General features: G+C 66.2%; 13 protein-coding genes. 4 read left to right on the top strand and 9 right to left on the bottom strand.

Annotated elements, in window-relative coordinates; genetic code table 11:
• The first annotated feature begins 359 nt into the window (after positions 1-359).
• Positions 360-3,950, top strand: coding sequence for a ribonuclease E (gene rne / locus C6W88_RS12500; RefSeq protein ID WP_108132676.1), 3,591 nt, complete (start codon positions 360-362; stop codon positions 3,948-3,950).
• A 109-nt stretch (positions 3,951-4,059) separates the two neighbouring features.
• On the opposite strand, the gene murB is transcribed toward rne, so the two are convergent.
• The 7 genes from murB to C6W88_RS12465 all read right to left on the bottom strand — a co-directional run bounded on the left by murB (position 4,060) and on the right by C6W88_RS12465 (position 11,890).
• Complete coding sequence (gene murB / locus C6W88_RS12495; protein ID WP_231498635.1) at positions 4,060-5,031, bottom strand: UDP-N-acetylmuramate dehydrogenase; 972 nt, start codon at positions 5,029-5,031, stop codon at positions 4,060-4,062.
• Between the two features lie 26 nt (positions 5,032-5,057).
• Positions 5,058-5,528, bottom strand: coding sequence for a low molecular weight protein-tyrosine-phosphatase (locus C6W88_RS12490; protein WP_108132674.1), 471 nt, complete (start codon positions 5,526-5,528; stop codon positions 5,058-5,060).
• 23 nt (positions 5,529-5,551) lie between these two features.
• The gene (kdsB, locus tag C6W88_RS12485; RefSeq protein ID WP_108132673.1) at positions 5,552-6,331 is read right to left on the bottom strand and encodes a 3-deoxy-manno-octulosonate cytidylyltransferase; all 780 of its coding nucleotides are present in this window, start codon (positions 6,329-6,331) and stop codon (positions 5,552-5,554) included.
• Positions 6,332-6,345: 14 nt separating this feature from the next.
• Positions 6,346-6,567: a Trm112 family protein gene (locus C6W88_RS12480; protein ID WP_108132807.1), complete on the bottom strand. Its 222-nt coding sequence runs from the start codon at positions 6,565-6,567 to the stop codon at positions 6,346-6,348.
• Positions 6,568-6,608: 41 nt separating this feature from the next.
• On the bottom strand, positions 6,609-7,661 hold the full coding sequence (gene lpxK, locus C6W88_RS12475; protein ID WP_108132672.1) for a tetraacyldisaccharide 4'-kinase: 1,053 nt from the start codon (positions 7,659-7,661) through the stop codon (positions 6,609-6,611).
• Positions 7,662-9,398: a lipid A export permease/ATP-binding protein MsbA gene (gene msbA, locus C6W88_RS12470; RefSeq protein WP_045993428.1), complete on the bottom strand. Its 1,737-nt coding sequence runs from the start codon at positions 9,396-9,398 to the stop codon at positions 7,662-7,664.
• 146 nt (positions 9,399-9,544) lie between these two features.
• Entirely contained in the window at positions 9,545-11,890 is a 2,346-nt protein-coding gene (locus tag C6W88_RS12465; RefSeq protein ID WP_231498634.1) for a DNA internalization-related competence protein ComEC/Rec2, read from the bottom strand.
• Between the two features lie 296 nt (positions 11,891-12,186).
• On the opposite strand from C6W88_RS12465, the gene C6W88_RS12460 reads away from it, so the two are divergent.
• Positions 12,187-12,720: a DUF2062 domain-containing protein gene (locus C6W88_RS12460; RefSeq protein WP_045993394.1), complete on the top strand. Its 534-nt coding sequence runs from the start codon at positions 12,187-12,189 to the stop codon at positions 12,718-12,720.
• A gap of 204 nt (positions 12,721-12,924) precedes the next feature.
• On the opposite strand, the gene C6W88_RS12455 is transcribed toward C6W88_RS12460, so the two are convergent.
• Positions 12,925-13,656, bottom strand: coding sequence for an ABC transporter ATP-binding protein (locus C6W88_RS12455; RefSeq protein WP_045993393.1), 732 nt, complete (start codon positions 13,654-13,656; stop codon positions 12,925-12,927).
• Complete coding sequence (locus C6W88_RS12450; protein ID WP_045993392.1) at positions 13,649-14,890, bottom strand: lipoprotein-releasing ABC transporter permease subunit; 1,242 nt, start codon at positions 14,888-14,890, stop codon at positions 13,649-13,651. Before C6W88_RS12450 ends, C6W88_RS12455 begins: the two co-directional genes overlap by 8 nt.
• A 142-nt stretch (positions 14,891-15,032) precedes the next feature.
• Here C6W88_RS12450 and C6W88_RS12445 point away from each other — a divergent pair, with 142 nt between their 5' ends.
• Positions 15,033-16,085, top strand: a complete 1,053-nt coding sequence (locus C6W88_RS12445) for an agmatine deiminase family protein (RefSeq protein WP_108132670.1) — start codon at positions 15,033-15,035, stop codon at positions 16,083-16,085.
• Positions 16,082-16,984, top strand: a complete 903-nt coding sequence (locus tag C6W88_RS12440) for a carbon-nitrogen hydrolase (RefSeq protein ID WP_108132669.1) — start codon at positions 16,082-16,084, stop codon at positions 16,982-16,984. The genes C6W88_RS12445 and C6W88_RS12440 overlap by 4 nt, the downstream gene beginning before the upstream one ends.
• The last annotated feature ends 127 nt before the right edge of the window (positions 16,985-17,111 follow it).

The following is a 17,111-nucleotide window of genomic DNA, read 5'->3' as shown; positions in this document are numbered from 1 at the left end:
CGCCGCCGATGTCAAGTGACAACACCGAGCCCGGCGCGCTCCACCCCAGCTGGATACCTTTCCGAAGGGGTGGGCCGTCGCCGGGAGACGTACAACACCGTGCCGGAGGCCGGCAGCGGTGAATCGATGAATGCCAGGTGTTGGCGGTGACGGCAGGACCGGATGGGCAAGGCCCCACCGAGACACGTCCTCCCTCCGCCCCGTACTCAACATGATCATGCCGTGACGTTCCTGATGAAGTAACGTCGCGGCCGGGCGCAGCTTCCGCGACATGCGCTGAGCACAAGCACGCTGCACCAACGGTTCACCCTTGCCGTTGCCCATGGGCGCCCTCCGGCGCGCCCATATTGCGAGACAACATGAAACGGATGCTCATCAACGCGACCCAGCCCGAAGAGCTGCGTGTCGCCCTGGTGGATGGACAACGCCTGTACGACCTGGACATCGAATCCGGTGCCAGGGAACAGAAAAAAGCCAATATCTATCGCGGCAAGATCACCCGCGTGGAACCCTCCCTCGAAGCCGCCTTTGTCGATTTCGGCGCCGAACGCCACGGTTTTCTGCCCCTCAAGGAAATTGCTCGCGAGTACTTCGTCAAGGAGCCTTCCGGCCGCCCCAGCATCAAGGAAGTACTGAAGGAAGGTCAGGAAGTCATCGTTCAGGTCGACAAGGAAGAGCGTGGCAACAAGGGCGCCGCCCTGACCACCTTTGTCAGCCTGGCCGGCCGCTTCCTGGTGCTGATGCCCAACAACGCCCGCGCAGGCGGCATCTCGCGTCGCATCGAGGGCGAGGAACGCGCCCAGCTGAAGGAAGCCATGGGCCAGCTCAGCGTGCCCGACAAGATGGGCCTGATCGTGCGTACCGCCGGTATCGGTCGTTCGCCCGAAGAGCTGCAGTGGGACCTCGACTATCTGGTACAGGTGTGGGAATCCATCACCGAGGAAGCCGGCAAGCGCGCCGCCCCCTTCCTGATCTACCGCGAGTCCAATGTCATCATTCGCGCCATGCGCGACTACCTGCGCCAGGATATCGGCGAGGTACTGATCGACAGCCCCGAGGTGCACCAGGAGGCGCTGGCCTTCATTCGCCAGGTGATGCCGTCCTACCAGCAGAAGATCAAGCTGTACGCCGACGAGGTGCCGCTGTTCTCGCGCTTCCAGATCGAGTCGCAGATCGAGACCGCCTACGAGCGTGAAGTGAAGCTGCCCTCCGGCGGCTCCATCGTGATCGACCACACCGAGGCACTGGTGTCCATCGACATCAACTCGGCGCGAGCGACACGCGGCAGTGACATCGAAGAGACTGCGCTGCAGACCAATCTGGAGGCGGCCGACGAGATCGCTCGCCAGTTGCGCCTGCGTGACATCGGCGGCCTGGTGGTCATCGACTTCATCGACATGGGGCCAGCACGCAACCAGCGCGAGGTCGAAAACCGCGCTCGCGACGCCCTCAAGCTCGACCGTGCCCGGGTACAGATCGGCCGTATTTCGCGCTTTGGCCTGATGGAAATGTCGCGTCAGCGTCTGCGTCCGTCCCTCGGCGAAACCAGCGGCGTGGTATGCCCCCGCTGTGACGGCCAGGGCACCATCCGTGACGTGCGTTCGCTCTCGCTGTCGGTCATGCGCCTGATCGAAGAAGAGGCCATGAAGGAGCGCAGCGCTCAGATCCGCGCCATCCTGCCGGTGCCTGTCGCTACCTATCTGCTTAACGAGAAGCGCGCCATCCTGGCCGATATCGAGCGTCGCCAGGGCGTCCGCGTGGTCATCCTGCCAAGCCCGGACATGGACACCCCCCACTACGACGTCCAGCGTCTGCGCGACGACCACGTCGACGAGGAAGGCACCGCCAACGCCTCCAGTTTCGAGCTGTCCACCGACACCGAGGTCGGCAAGGAGCCCGACGCCGCCTTCGGCAAGCCGGTGCAACGCGCCGAAGCCGCGGTCAAGAGCGTAGTCCACAACGCCCCTGCCCCCGCTTCCTTGAGCCAGGAAGAGGCTGCCAGCGAGGACAAGCCCGCACAGCCCAGTCGTCAGCCCAGCGCTCAGGGCGCTCAATCCGGTCGCCAGGCCTCGTCGTCCAGCCGCAGGCAGAGCAGCCCTCAGGCTAATCGCCAGTCAGGCCGTCAGAGCCCCGCAGAGTCTCGTCAGGCGGTTCAGAACGCCGGCCTGTTCGGTCGACTGGTCAAGGGCTTCGCCCGCTTCCTCGGCGGCGAGGAAGAAACCAGTAACGGCGCCGCGAGCGGCAGCCAAGGCTCGAGCAGCACTCGCACTCAATCCTCGAGTCGCGACGACAATGCTCAGCGCGGCGCCCAACAGCGCAGCGACAGCGGCCAGCAGCGCGGTAGCGACACGCGACAGCGCAATCGCCGTGGTGGCAGCCAGAACGGCCAGCGTCAGAGCAGCAACAGATCCAACCGTAGCGATGGCAACAGCCAGGACCGTCGCCAGCAGGATCGCCGCCAGCCGGCCGCCAAGAGCGACGGCCGCAGCGAGACTCGAAACGACGCACGCACCGACAGCAAGGCAGACACTCGAGCCGACAGAAATGACGGCAACGACAACCGCCAGCGCTCTCGCCGTGACGACAATCGTCAGCAGGACAACCGCCAGGCTGAAGGACGTCAGCAAGAGGGTCGTCAGCAGGAGGGTCGTCAACAGGAAAGCCGCCAGCCGGATAGCCGCAAGAGCGACGACAACAAGTCGCCCCGTTCGGCCAGCCGCGGTGAAACGCAGCAGGCAGATGCTGCCAGCAGCGATGCTGCCAAGGACAGCAAGCCCAAGCGCACCCGCAACAATCCGCGCAACCGCAGCCGCAAGCAGGCCATCAACCCCGAGGCGCTGAAAGAGCAGCAACGCCTGCAGGCGGAAGCGGCCGCGGCCGCGGCTCAGGAAGCTCAGCCCGATGCGGGCCAGGCAAGCGCTGCGGAAGCTACGGCCGAACAGACCAAGCCCGAAGCAAAAGCCGAAACAAGAGCCGAAGCAAAAGCCGAAGCCAAGGCCGAAGCCCCCAAGGCTGACGCCAAGACTGACGCCAAGGCCGAGGCTCCCAAGGCTGACGACAAGCCCGTCGAGAAAGCTGCAGAGAAAGCCAAGCCAAAAGCCGAAGCCAAGGCCGAGACTTCCAAGGCTGACGACAAGGCCGACGCCAAAGCCGAAGCCCCCAAGGCGGATACCAAGCCCGTCGCCAACGCCGAGGCTCCCAAGTCGGACGACGCCAAGCCCGTAGAGAAAGACGAGCCGAAGACCGAAGCCAAGGCCGAGGCTCCCAAGGCTGACGCCCAGCCTGAAGCTGCAGCCAAGGCTCCCAAGGCTGACGCCCAGCCTGGAGAGAAAGCCGAGCCGAAAGCCGAAGCCAAGGCCGAGACTCCCAAAGCTGACGCCAAGGCCGTCGAGAAAGCTGCAGAGAAAGCTGCAGAGAAAGCCGAAGCCAAGGCTGAGGCTCCCAAGCCCGAGGCTCCCAAGACTGAGGCCCCCAAGGCTGACACCAAGCCTGCAGAGAAAGCTGACGAGAAAGCCGAGCCGAAAGCCGAAGCCAAGGCTGAGGTCCCCAAGGCCGAGACGCCAAAGGCCGAGACTCCCAAGGCTGACACCAAGCCTACAGAGAAAGCCGAGCCGAAAGCCGAAGCCAAGGCCGAGACGCCAAAGGCCGAGACTCCCAAGGCTGACACCCAACCTGCAGAGAAAGCCGTAGCGAAAGCTGCAGAGAAAGCGGAGGCACCCAAGGCCGATGCCAAGGCGGAAGAGAAAGCCGAGGCGCCCAAGACTGACGCCAAGGCCGACGACGCCAAGACAGAAGCCAAGACTGACGCCAAGGCCGAAGACGACGCCTTGAGTGGCGCCACTGATGATGGCCAGGCGCCTCGCCGCCGTCGCCGTCGCCGGGCCCACAACGACCCGCGCGAGCGTCGCAAGCTCGAGGCCGAAAAGGCAAGTGACGGCCACAACAGCTGATCACTCGCCGTAAAGCAAAACGCCCGCGTCCAAGGACGCGGGCGTTTTCATTTATGCGCTTTCGTTACTCACACAGCGCCTCCGGTGCCGGCAAGTCAGGTGCTACAAATCAGGCCAGGCGCGGCTCTCGTTCGAGCGTCACACCGAAGCGTTCGGCGACCCGCGCCGACACCTGGTCGGCGAACGCCAGCAATTCCGTGGCATTGCCGCCACCGTGGTGCACCAGCACCAGCGCCTGACGATCATGGACGCCAAAGTGACCCTGTCGCCAGCCCTTGAGGCCGCACTGATCGATCAGCCACCCCGCCGCCAGCTTGACCCGTCCGTCTTCCAGTTCATAGGCCGGCATACCCGGATAGCTCTCGCGCAGTGCCCCGGCACGCGCTGCCTCGACCACAGGATTCTTGAAGAAGCTGCCGGCATTGCCGAGCTGCTCGGGGTCGGGCAGCTTCTCGCGGCGCACCTGGCAGACCGCCTCGGCCACCGCCAGAGGAGCGGGGGCCTCCCCCACCCGGGACGCCAGATCGCCGTAGCCAAGCTTCGGCGCGCCGTGACGGCTGACCCTCAAGGTGAGGTCGGTGATGATGACCTTGCCGTCCCACTCCCCCTTGAAGCGGCTCTCCCGATAGCCGAAGCCACAGGCACCAGCCGGCAAGCTTTCCACCGCACCACTGTCGCGATGGACCAGGGTCACCGACTCAAGCACATCGGCCAGTTCGACCCCATAGGCGCCGATGTTCTGTACCGGTGCCGCACCACAGTGCCCGGGTATCAGCGCCAGATTCTCGATGCCCCACCACCCCTTCGACGCCAGCGCCATGACCAGTCGATGCCAGTTGACCCCGGCACCGACATGCACCAGCGCATCCTGCCCGCACCGCTCGACCCACCAGTAATCGAGCCGCGGTCGCAGCGTCATCCCCGGCAGATAGTCGGGCAGAATCAGATTGCTGCCGCCGGAGAGCAGGGTCAATCGGCGGTCTCCGACCTGCCTGATCAGGGAGGCGAGCTGATCACGACTGAAGACATCGACGACCTCTTCGGCGACACAGGGCAGCCCCAGGGTGTTGGCTCGGGTCAAGTCCTGATCGAGGCCTATGACGGGCCTCAAGACGACGCCCCCAGACGCTGCGACAAGGTGGCCACCAGGCCATCGGCGGCACGCTCGATCATCGCGTAGACACCATCGAAGCCGCCCTCGTAGTAGGGGTCCGGCACCGCAACGCCGGGCTCCCCGGCGAACTCCATCAAGAGGCCGATATGGGCCTGGCAATTCGCCGGCGCCTGGCGCTCGAGCACGCTCAGGTTGTCGGCGTCCATCGCCAGCAGGTAGTCACATGTTTCGAAATCGGCGACCTCGAGCTGGCGACCGCGCAGCTTCGATAGATCGATTCCCCGCTTGCGCGCGGCCTGCTGGGCGCGGGCATCCGGTGGCTCACCCACGTGCCAGGGCCCGGTGCCGCAGGAATCCAGCACCACCCGGTCCGCCAGACCGTGCTCCTCGAGTCGCTGCCTCACTACCCCCTCGGCGGTGGGCGAGCGGCAGATATTGCCCAGACATACGAACAGTACCCGCATGCTTGTCTCCTGATCGTTGGCCTTCACTGGTCCGGCGACGTCTGCTGGCCGCCGAAATGGGCGCGAACCCGCTCAAGATCCTCGGCGGTGTCCACCCCCGCCCCGGGCGTCTGCTCGGCCAGCGCCACCTGGATGGCGTGCCCATAGTGCAGCGCACGCAACTGCTCGAGCTGTTCGAGCTGTTCGATGGGAGCCGGCAGCCACTGGCTGAAGGCCCGCAGAAAGCTCGCTCGATAGGCATAGAGGCCAATATGGCGTAGCCAAGCGTCGGTGGTGAGCAGCGTCGGAGGCTCACGAAAGCCCTCCCGGTCCCAGGGCATCGGGGCGCGAGAAAAGCTCAGCGCCCTGCCCGATGCGGCCCGGGTTACCTTGACCACATTGGGGTTGAACAAGGTGTCGACGTCGCCAATGGACTCGGCCAGGGTCGCGACCGAGGCGCCCTCGTCGCGCATCAGCCGCCCCGCCACCTGATCGATCAGTTCGGGCGGCAACAGCGGTTCGTCCCCCTGAACGTTGACCAGCACCGCCTCGTCCGGCAGCGCCAGGCGCTCGACCACCTCCGCCAGCCGATCGGTCCCGGTGGTATGGTCCTCGCGGGTCATCACTACCTCGGCGCCCAGCTCGAGCATCACGCTTTCGATGCGCGCATCGTCGGTGGCGATCACCACTCGGCTCGCCGAGGAGCGCCGGGCCTGATCCCAGACCCGGGCGACCATGGGTCGGCCGGCGATATCTGCCAGCGGCTTTCCGGGCAGACGACTCGAACCGTAACGCGCCGGTATGACAACGATAAAATCCTGCATCGTCTAGCGCTCCTTCACGTCTCGTCCGTGCTGGAGGTGCCCCGCCCGGGGTTGGTCTTGAGGGTCTCGTCGACCTCCATGACCCGCGCCTCCTCGACCAGCATCACCGGGATGCCGTCACGGATCGGATAGGCCAGGCCATCGAACTGGCAGCACAGCTCGCCGGCATCGCGGTCGTAGCGCAGCTTGCCCTGGCACTGGGGGCACACCAGCATCGCCAGTAGTTCCTTGTCCATCATCGTTTCTCCTGTTGAATTTGAGCCTTCGGCGGCAGTGCTCAGTCACTCTGCCGCTGCGCGATCCCGGTATCATGAGCGACCTGCGCATCGTCGGTGCCTCGCCAGGCGGACACTCGCCGATCGAACCAGGCCACGAAGGACGCCTCGGGTCTAGCCTCTACATCCAGGGCCCAGCAATCGTCGGGAACAAAGCTTCGACACTTGACCGCATCCTTGGCGGTCATCACCACAGGTCGCTGGTCGCTGGTGGTCAGGTCGGCCGGGCTGAACCGGTGGTGGTCGGAAAAGGGGGCCGGTCGATGGGCGATCCCCAGCTCCGACAGGGTGGTAAAGAAACGCTCCGGATGACCGATCCCTGCCACCGCGGTGACCGGTGTGGCGAAGGGCAGCGGCGTCAGTGGACGCCGCTCGTCGTCACCGACCCTGCGCCAGCAGGCGGGCTCCAGTTGCATGGTGAAGCCGTCGGCGGCAAGCGCGCTCGACGATTCGCCGTTGACGATCAGTGCGTCGATGCGCTCCAGCCGCTCCAGCGGTTCGCGCAGCGGCCCTGCCGGTAGGCAGCGCCCATTGCCGAAGCCTCGCTTGCCGTCCACCACCACCACCTCGAGATCACGCCCCAGGGCATGGTGCTGAAGGCCGTCGTCGGTGACGATGACGTCACAACCGGCGTCGATCAGGCACTGGGCCCCACGCGGGCGGTCCGGGTCGACCACCACCGGCAGCCCGGTCTGATCGGCCAGCATTCGCGGCTCATCGCCGCTGGCCGCTACTGGTGTATCGTCGGCAAGGTGCAGGGGGTAGCCATCGGCCTTGCCACCGTAGCCCCGTGACAGAATCCCGGGGCGAAAGCCGCGTTCGGCCAGGTGCCGCCCCATCCAGGCGACCAGCGGCGACTTGCCGGTGCCGCCGAGAGTCAGGTTGCCGACCACGATGACGGGTACCGAAGCGCGCCACACCGGCTTGTCGCCACGCGCAAAGGCGTCGGCTCGCCGGCGTACCTCGCGGCGATAGAGCGCCTCCAGCGGCCGCAGGACGGCAAGCCAGGGAGCCCCACGATAGGCCGCCTCGAGCCAGCGCTGCCCAAGCCCCATCTACGCCTCCTGGAATTGCAGCTGGTGCAACGCGGCATAGGCACCGCCATCGCGTTCCAGCAGCTCGGCGTGGGAGCCCTGTTCGATGATCTCGCCCTGTTCCATGACCAGGATGCGGTCGGCCCGTTCGATGGTCGACAGGCGGTGGGCGATGACCAGGGTGGTGCGATCCTTGCAGACCTCTTCCAGGGCCGCCTGGATATGGCGCTCGGACTCGGTGTCCAGCGCCGAGGTCGCCTCATCGAGGATCAGGATGGGAGCATCCTTGAAGATCGCCCGAGCGATCGCCATGCGCTGACGCTGACCACCGGAGAGCATCACACCGTTGTCACCGACCAGCGCCTGGTAGCCGCCGGGCATGCGCTCGATGAACTCATGGGCATGGGCGGCGCGGGCCGCCGCCTCGATGTCAGCAGGATCGGCATCGGGGACCCCGTAGGCGATGTTCTCGGCGATGGTAGCGTTGAACAACGTCACCTGCTGGGACACCAGCGCAATCTGCTGTCGTAGCGCCGTCAGCTGGTACTCCTCGATGGGGGTGCCATCGATCAGGATACGCCCGCCCGTCGGTCGGTAGAAGCGCGGCAACAGGCTGACCAGGGTCGACTTGCCGCTGCCCGAGCGGCCGACGATGGCCACCATCTCGCCCTTGCGCACGTCCAGGTCGATGCCCTTGAGCACCTCGGGCTGATCGTCTCCGTAGGCGAAACGCACCTGTTCGAGCTGTATCCGCCCCTGCAGGCGCTCGGGCATCAGGGTTCCGGTATCGCGTTCCTCAGGCTCGTCGAGCAGCCCGAACAGTTCACTGGAGGCAGCGATACCCTTCTGGATGGTGCCGTTGATCTCGCTGAGCGAGCGAATCGGCTTGGCCATCAGCGAGGCGGCGGTGATGAAGGCCACGAATTCGCCCGGCGTCATGTTGTCCATCAGCGCCGGTGACATGGCAAGCCACACCAGCAGCGCCAGCGACAGTGCCACCAGCATCTGGATGACCGGGGTGCTGGTGGCCTTGGTCAGGGCCTCCTTCAGGCTCTGGCGACGGTTGACTTCACTGGCGTCGTGGAAGCGCCCCATCTCGTATTTCTCGGCGCCGTGGGTACGCACCACGCGGTAGCCGGTCAAGGCCTCGGAGGCGACGTGGGTGACGTCCCCCATGGAGCGCTGGATGCGCTTGGAAATGCGCCGAAAGCGCTTGCTGGCGTAGCTCACCACGCCACCAATCAGCGGCGTCACGGCCATGAACAAGAGCGTCAGCATCCAGTTGGTCCACAGCAGATAGCCCAGCAGGCCGAGTACAAACAGGCCCTCCTGGAGGATTACCGTGATCGCCTTGGTGCCTGCGCCGGTCACCTGCTCCACATGGTAGGTCACCCGCGAGATCAGGTGGCCGGAAGAATGATTGTCAAAGAAGCGCCCCGGCAGGCGCAGCATATGGTTGAAGACGTCACAGCGCAGCGCGTGCACCATGTTGCGTGCGACGTTGCTCATGAAGTAGGTGCCGAGAAAGGTGCCGACACCCCTGGCGCCGAACATGCCGACGACGAACAGCGGCAGAAACAGACGAAAGGCGGCGTCGGGATTCTGGATGCCATCGATCAGGCGCTTCATCATCTCGGCCAGGGCGGTACTGGACGCCGCGTAGATGGCGTAGCCGACCACGGCGACGAGAAAGGACTTCCAGAAGGGTTTGACGTAACCAAGAAGACGCTTGTAGAGCGTCCAGCCGGAGTATTCGATCACGTTGGCTCCAGTTGCGAGGGAATCGGTCCTGTCTGGCCGCCGCGGATGGTCCAGGTGGCGATCACCCGGGCCCGCACGGCCGTCTGCCGCCGACAGCGGACGCGGCGTCGCTCCTGGCCGGCCGACACACAGGGCAGTGAGATTCAGTGCCGCGATTCTACCCCATGGCAGGGGCCTTCGACACCGCCACCGGTCAGACGGGGATGGATACCCTGCGCCGCCGCTATCCCGGCCTGGGACAAGAGGATGTTCACTCGCCCATCCACAGCGGTGTCCATCAGGCAACTGCCGGCGCGTCGCAGGCGACGCACCACCTGGTCGGCAGGATGACCGAAGCCATTGTAGGCACCGCGGGAAATCACCGCCAGGCGGGGCGGCCTGGCCGTCACCAGGGCCTCGCCGGTGCTGTCCGCGCTGCCATGATGCCCCACCACCAGAACCGCAGGCGCCAGCGGCAAGCGCGGGATCAGGAAGCGCTCGACGCGTTTTCCCGCATCGCCGGTAAGCAACACGCTGCCACCGGCGGTACTCACCAGCAGCACGCAGGAGCGATCATTGCTGCCATGCCCGGCAACGTCGCTTGCCGTTGCGCTGCCGGCCGAGGCAGGCGGCCACAGAAAGGTGAAGTCGACACCGTCCCAGCGCCAGCCCTCCCCGGCATGACAAGGGTGTCGCGGCGCGTGCGCCGACAGCGCCAGCGTCTCGCCCTCGGGGTGCCACCAATGAGCCACCCGGTGATCGCGCGCCAGGCTGGCGAGTCCTCCTGCGTGGTCCTGGTCGGCGTGGCTGATCACCACCTCGTCGAAGGCTTGCGGAGCTGCCCAGATGGACGCCAGCGGCGTAAAGCCGGAGCGAAAGCGAGGACCGCTGTCGTACAGCAGTCGATGACGGGCGGTGATCAGCTCCACCATCAGCCCCTGCCCCACGTCCCAGACCATCAGCCGTACCTCGCCCAGTCCAGGCCTGCCACCGAAGGCCGGCATCATCGCCATGGCCGCAACAAGTGCCAGGAGGCTTGCTGATCGCAGCCCGGCACCCAGGCCAGGCAGCAACAGCAGCGCGCCCAGGCCCAGCAGCAGAATACCGAGTGTCCAGCGCCCTCCTTCTCGCAGCGACAGACCGGGTGACAGTTCGGCGAACATCCGCAACGACGCCAGCATCACCTCAAGGCCCGCTTCGAACAGCCACCAGCTCGCCATCGCCGCCTCAGACGACACCGTCGACAGCACCCAGCCCAGCATCCCCAGCGGCACCAGCACCAGCGTCACCAGGGGCACCGCCAGCAGATTGGCCAAGGGGGCCAACGGCGCCACTTGACCCATCGCCAGCAGCACCAGACCCGCCATGGGTAGCGCCAGCAACAGCTGGGTACGCAATAGCGCCACCAAGGCACCCTTGAGCCCGGACGGCACCTGCCTGCCCTGCCACATCAGGATCAGCAGGGCTACAGCACCGAAGGACAGCCAAAGCCCGGGGCGCCACAGCGCCAAAGGATCCCACAGCACGACCACCGCCCAGGCCAGTGCCCAGCCCTGCCACGGCGAAGGAGAATGCCGCCCCCCGGCCACCCAAAGGGCGATAAGGACCATCACCAGTGCCCGCAGCGCCGGCGGTTCGGCGCCGACCAGCCAGACAAAGCCGCTGGTGGCCGTTGCGGCGGCCAGCCACGGCCAACGCAAAAGCCGCCAGCGCCCCGGCTGAATCAACCGCGCCACCAGGCGCGACAGGGTCAGCGCCAGCGCTGCCACCAGGCCCACGTGCAGCCCGGACACCACCGCCAGATGGGTCGTCCCGGTGGCGTTGAGCAGCGCCCAGTCGTCGGCCTCGAGTCGCTCGCCACGCCCCAGGGTCAAGGCCGCCAGCCAGCGCTGCGTCGTCTCATGCAGCGGCTGGCCATCGAGCTGTCGCAGTAACACTCGGCGTGGGTCCCGGGGTGCGGCGGCCAAGCGTTGCGGCGGCGGTTGTCCGATGACCGACCCGGTGGCGTGGATGCCTTCCCGCCACAGCCAGCGGCGATAGTCGAAGCGCCCGGGATTGGCGAGGCCACCAGGTGGGCGTAGTCGTACATCGAACCGCCAGCGCTCACCGACGGCCATCATCGTGTGCGCTGTTGCCGACGCGGTCCCGACCTCGCCGTCCATGGTGCTATAGCGACTGACCCGTATCCGCTCGAGTCCCGAGCAGTCAGGCAGCCCGGCTTCCAGCGGACGGCAGCTCTCGACCCTCATGGTCAGACGCTGCAGGCCATCGCTCTGGCGACTTGCCAACACCCGCCCCTCGACCGTCAGCGGCACCCCGGCAAGCCCCGAGGGCAAGCGGGCCGCCTGCTGCTGCAACAGACAGCCAAGCACCCACAGCCCGGCCAGACAGACCAGCAGCGCCGCCGTCCGGCGCAAGGCCAGTGATACCAGTGCCGCCACTGTCAGCAGATTCAGGCCGAGGGCGGCCTCGGGCAGCGTCAGACCGGCGCCTCCAAGGACGCTGCCCAAGGCCAGCGCCCATGCCAGCGAGAGGGAACAGGTGCCTTGACAGGAGCGGCCTGGCGGCCGACGTATCGATCGTTGCCAATCTTCGTCAGATTCCATCGCCCTCTCTCTGGAGCCCTGGAGCCCTGGAGGCTTGGGGCCCCGAAGCCCTGGAGCATTGGAGCCCTGGAGGCTTGGGGCCCCGAAGCCCGACAGCCTGTCGGCGGCGTCACGCATGCCCATCGTTGGCCGACGTCATGGCAAGGGCGGCGGCTTGTATGGATAATAGCCACGCATCCGCAGCCTCGAGCTGATTCGCCATGCCGCGTCGACTACTCAAGCGCTATCTGCCCTCGCCGGACGCCCTGCGCCGGCAGCGCTCGCTACGCTTCATGGCGCACCTGATCGCCGACCCCGCCCTGTGGGTGCTGACGCGCCGCAGCGTGGCCAACGCCTTCAGCGTTGGCCTGTTCAGCGCGCTGCTGCCGATCCCGTGTCAGATGGTCGTCGCCGCCCTCGGCGCCCGTGTCGGACGCTGCAATCTGCCGCTGTCGGTGGCTCTGGTGTGGATCACCAACCCGCTGACGATGCCGATCATCTTCTACGCCAACTACTGTCTCGGCGCCTGGCTGATGCAACGCCCGGCGCTGGAGGCGCCCCATCGGCTGACCACCGACTGGCTGCAGTCCCAGTTGCTGGACATCCTGCCGTCCCTCCTGATCGGCTCGCTTGTGGCGGCGATCGCCGTCGGCGGCCTGGCCAACCTGGTGATACGCCTGCTATGGCGCTGGCAGGTGGCACGCAGCTGGAAGGCACGCGCGCGCCGGCGACGCCGCAGGACCCAGCCGCACTGAACCAACCACACTGACTCAACCGCATCGACCCAGCCACACTGCCCCAGCCGCACTGACTCAGCCTGCGCAAAAGGCCCTGCTCGGCCCGGCGCCGTTCCCGCTGGTCTGCCGAGAAAGCCCGGACAAGCAATCCCCTACGAAAGAAGGCCCCGATGCGATTGCATCGGGGCCTTCTTCTGGCTTCTTCTGGACGCTGCGAAAGACCTACTCGGCGTGCAGCTTGCCGTTGTCGAGTCTCAGCACGCGGTCCTGATGGGCGGCCAGGGCCGGGTCATGGGTGACGATGACGAAGGCGCAGCGAGCGCTGGCGGCAAGCTCATCCATCAGCGCCAGGATGCTGGCGGCGGTGTGCTTGTCGAGGTTGCCGGTGGGCTCGTCCATCAGCATCAGGCTGGGATCGGTGACCAAGGCCCTGGCGATCGCCGCACGCTGGCGCTCACCGCCGGACAGCTCGCCGGGCTTGTGTTCGGCCCTGGGGCCCAGCCCTACCTTGTCCAGCAGAGCACGCGCCTTGTCCTCGGCGTCACGCTTGCGGCTACCGCGAATGATCAACGGCAGCGCCACGTTCTCCAGCGCCGAGAACTCCGCCAGCAGATGGTGGAACTGGTAGACGAAGCCGATGTGGCGATTGCGGAAGCGCCCGATCTCGGCGTCGCCCATCTTGTGCAACACGGTGTCGGCCACCCGTACTTCGCCGGCGCTGGGGCTGTCGAGGCCACCGAGCAGGTTGAGCAGGGTGGTCTTGCCGGAGCCGGAACTGCCGACCACCGCGACTCGCTCGCCGGCGTGCACCTTGAGCTCGAGCTGGTCGAGCACCACCAGGTCGGCGGGACCTTCATCGTAGACCCGGGACAACTCGCGGCACTCGAGCATCAGATCGTTGCCGGCGGGGGTCGACGCCTCGACACCAGGCTTGGCGATTACCGAATCATTCATAGCGCAGCACCTCGGCAGGCTGGACCCGCGCCGCGCGCCAGGCCGGATACAGGGTGGACAGGAAAGTCAGCACGAAGGCGGCCCCCACGATCTGATAGACATCGCTCCAGATCAGCTGGGACGGCAGGTCACTGATGAAGTAGACACCCGCGTCGAGGAAGTGGATGCCCAGAGTCGACTCGACGAAGGCAATGATATCGGACACCGTCAGCGCCAGCAGAATACCCAGCGCGACCCCGATGACGATACCGATCACCCCGATGGCGATACCCTGGACCATGAAGATGCCCATGATCGAACCCGGGGTGGCGCCTATGGTCCGCAGGATGGCGATGTCGGCGTGCTTGTCGGTCACCACCATCACCAGGGTCGAGACGATATTGAAGGCAGCCACGGCGATGATCACGGTCAGCAGCAGGCCGATCATGCGCTTTTCCATCTGGATCGCCTGGAACAGGTTGCCCCGGGTGAAGGTCCAGTCGTAGCCGCGATAGCCACCGCCCAGCTCATTGACGATGGCCTGGGTCTCCTGACCGGCCAGGAACAGATCGTCGAGCTCCAGACGCAGCCCGCCAATGCTGTCCCCCATGCGCGCCAGGGTCTGCATGTCCTCGATGTTGGCGTAGGCCAGGTTGGCGTCCAGGTCGGCACCGACACTGAAGATGCCGCTGACGGTGAAGCGCTTGAGCCTGGGGAAGACGCCTGCCGGGGTGATCGAGGCCTCCGGCACCAGCAGGGTCACGCTGTCCCCCACGTCGACGTTGAGGTTGTTGGCGAGGATGGAGCCGAGCACGATGTGCCACTCCCCTGCCTTGAGGTCGTCCAGCGAGCCACGCGACATGTTCTCGTCGACGATCGACACCCGGCTTTCCCACTCGGGCTCGATGCCGTTGACCATGGCGCCCTGATTGCGCCCGGCCACCGAGAACATGCCCTGCTGCTGGATATAGGGCGCCGCCCCGATGACATGTTCGCGCTGGGTCAGGCGCTCGGCCAGGGGCTGCCAGTCGGTCATCCCACCGGCCTGTTCGATCTGGGTGTGGGGCACCATGCCCAGCACCCGCTGGCGCAGCTCCCGGTCGAAGCCGTTCATCACCGAGAGCACCAGGATCAGCACCGCCACGCCCAGGGTAAGACCCAGCATGGAGGTCAGCGAGATGAACGAAATGAAGTGGTTGCGTCGCTTGGCTCGCACATAACGCAACCCGATCAGAAAGGGCAATCGATCAAGCATGGACTCGTTCCTTGTCGGCGGGCCGTCATGGTACGGTTTTTTGCGAGCGACTGCATCGCCACGGCAGAGGAATTGCGAGATCCTTGCATCTTCGATCACAGCCGCCTACATTTCGCCGTTTCTTGGCCCCAGGACATCACCCATGCCCCGCCTGCTACCCGAATGGCACCCTCAGGATGCCGTCCAGCTGACCTGGCCCCGCCGCGACAGCGACTGGGCGCCGACGCTGCCCGCCATCGAGGCGATGCTCGAGCAGCTCGCCCTGATCATCAGTCGTTATCAGAGCGTGATCATCGGGGTGCCCGACCGTGACACCGGCGAGGCGCTGTCAGGCCGCCTGCTGGCCCGAGGCGCGCCACCCGAGCGTCTGCGCCTGACCGTGGTCGACGCCGACGACACCTGGGCCCGGGACCATGGCCCGCTGGCGACCGGTGACGGCGACGGCGTTACCTTCCATGACCTCGGCTTCAACGGCTGGGGCGGCAAGTTTCCGGCCGATCGCGACAACACCCTGACCCGCCAGCTCAAGGATGCCGGCTTGATCGCCTGCCCGACAAGCGAGAGCGCGGTGATCATGGAGGGCGGCGCCCTGGAGACCGATGGCGAAGGGACGCTGCTGACCACCGAGGCCTGTCTGCTCAATCCCAACCGCAACCCCTCGATGTCGCGGGCCGATATCGAGACCTGGCTGGCCGAGACGCTGGGCATCCAACGGGTGCTGTGGCTCTGCCACGGACATCTCGAAGGCGACGATACCGACAGCCATATCGATACCCTGGCGCGCTTCTGTGATCCCCAGACCATCGCCTATGTGCGCTGCGATGATCCGAGCGATGCGCACTACGCCGAGCTCGCCGCCATGGAGCGCGAACTCAAGGCGCTGACCCGCGCGGACGGCTCGCCCTATCGCCTGGTACCGCTGCCCTGGCCTAGCGCCTGCCATGACGCCGAGGATGGCCACCGCCTGCCGGCCACCTACGCCAACTTCCTGATCATCAACGGGGCGGTGCTGGTGCCGGTCTACGGCGATCGTCACGATCTGGCGGCGCTCGACGCCCTGGCCGGGGCCTTCCCCGACCGGGATATCATCCCGGTGGACGCCAGCGCCGCCATCGTTCAACACGGCAGCCTGCACTGCCTGACCATGCAGTGGCCCCAGGGCACCCTCACCACCGCCGAAGGAGACCGCCGATGACACGCCAATTGACCGTGGGCCTGGTCCAGCAACCCGCCTGGCCCGACAAGGCCAGAAGCCTTGACGCCAGTGAAGCGAGCATCCGCGATCTCGCAGGCCGCGGTGCCAGACTGGTGATGCTGCAGGAACTCCACGCCACCCACTACTTCTGTCAGTACGAGGATCCGGCCCTGTTCGACCTGGCGGAGCCGCTGGACGGGCCCACCGGCACACGACTGGCCGAACTCGCCGCAGAGCTCGACATCGTGCTGATGGGCTCGCTGTTCGAGCGCCGCGCGCCGGGCATCTATCACAACACGGCAGTGGTCTACGACGGCGCCAAGGGCGCGGTGGGTCACTACCGCAAGATGCATATCCCCGACGACCCGGGCTTCTACGAGAAGTTCTACTTCACCCCCGGAGATCATGACGCCTCTCTCGGACAAGGGTTCACCCCCATCGACACCTCGGTGGGCCGGCTCGGGGTACTGGTGTGCTGGGATCAGTGGTACCCGGAGGCCGCGCGCCTGATGGCCCTGGCCGGTGCCGAACTGCTGCTCTACCCCACCGCCATCGGCTGGGCGCCGGGCGACGACGACGCCGAGAAGACGCGCCAGAAGGACGCCTGGACGCTGATCCAGCGCAGCCACGCCGTGGCCAACGGTGTCCCGGTGCTGGTCGCCAACCGGGTGGGCCACGAGGAGGATCACTCGAAGGTCAGCGAGGGCATCGACTTCTGGGGCGGCAGCTTTGTCGCCGGGCCCCAGGGGGAGCTGCTGGCCCACGCCGGCACCGAGCCCGAGACCCTGCTGGTGACCCTGGATCTCGACCATGGCGAAAACGTGCGGCGGATATGGCCCTACCTGCGGGACCGGCGCATCGATGCCTATGGGGACCTGACCCGCCGCTACCGCGACTAGGGCTTGCCGCCAAAGAGCCGGGCTTCGTCGACTTCTCGCATAAAGCCCAGGGCTTGTACGAAAAGCGCCGACGCTCGTCGAGCTTGAGAACAGAGCCAAGCGGCAATGGAACGACATGCCCCTGAAC

The organism is Halomonas litopenaei, assembly GCF_003045775.1.
Classification (GTDB): domain Bacteria; phylum Pseudomonadota; class Gammaproteobacteria; order Pseudomonadales; family Halomonadaceae; genus Halomonas; species Halomonas litopenaei.
Note: the sequence above shows the minus strand (reverse complement) of the source record. Positions and strands in the feature narration are given on the sequence as shown.

Excerpts from the sequence above, each read along its gene's own strand:
- C6W88_RS12450 (WP_045993392.1), bottom strand. The coding sequence starts at position 14,890 with ATGCTTGATCGATTGCCCTTTCTGATCGGGTTGCGTTATGTGCGAGCC.
- C6W88_RS12480 (WP_108132807.1), bottom strand. The coding sequence starts at position 6,567 with ATGGACAAGGAACTACTGGCGATGCTGGTGTGCCCCCAGTGCCAGGGC.
- C6W88_RS12490 (WP_108132674.1), bottom strand. The coding sequence starts at position 5,528 with ATGCGGGTACTGTTCGTATGTCTGGGCAATATCTGCCGCTCGCCCACC.
- kdsB (WP_108132673.1), bottom strand. The coding sequence starts at position 6,331 with ATGCAGGATTTTATCGTTGTCATACCGGCGCGTTACGGTTCGAGTCGT.
- C6W88_RS12440 (WP_108132669.1), top strand. The coding sequence starts at position 16,082 with ATGACACGCCAATTGACCGTGGGCCTGGTCCAGCAACCCGCCTGGCCC.
- C6W88_RS12445 (WP_108132670.1), top strand. The coding sequence starts at position 15,033 with ATGCCCCGCCTGCTACCCGAATGGCACCCTCAGGATGCCGTCCAGCTG.
- rne (WP_108132676.1), top strand. The coding sequence starts at position 360 with ATGAAACGGATGCTCATCAACGCGACCCAGCCCGAAGAGCTGCGTGTC.
- C6W88_RS12460 (WP_045993394.1), top strand. The coding sequence starts at position 12,187 with ATGCCGCGTCGACTACTCAAGCGCTATCTGCCCTCGCCGGACGCCCTG.
- lpxK (WP_108132672.1), bottom strand. The coding sequence starts at position 7,661 with ATGGGGCTTGGGCAGCGCTGGCTCGAGGCGGCCTATCGTGGGGCTCCC.
- C6W88_RS12455 (WP_045993393.1), bottom strand. The coding sequence starts at position 13,656 with ATGAATGATTCGGTAATCGCCAAGCCTGGTGTCGAGGCGTCGACCCCC.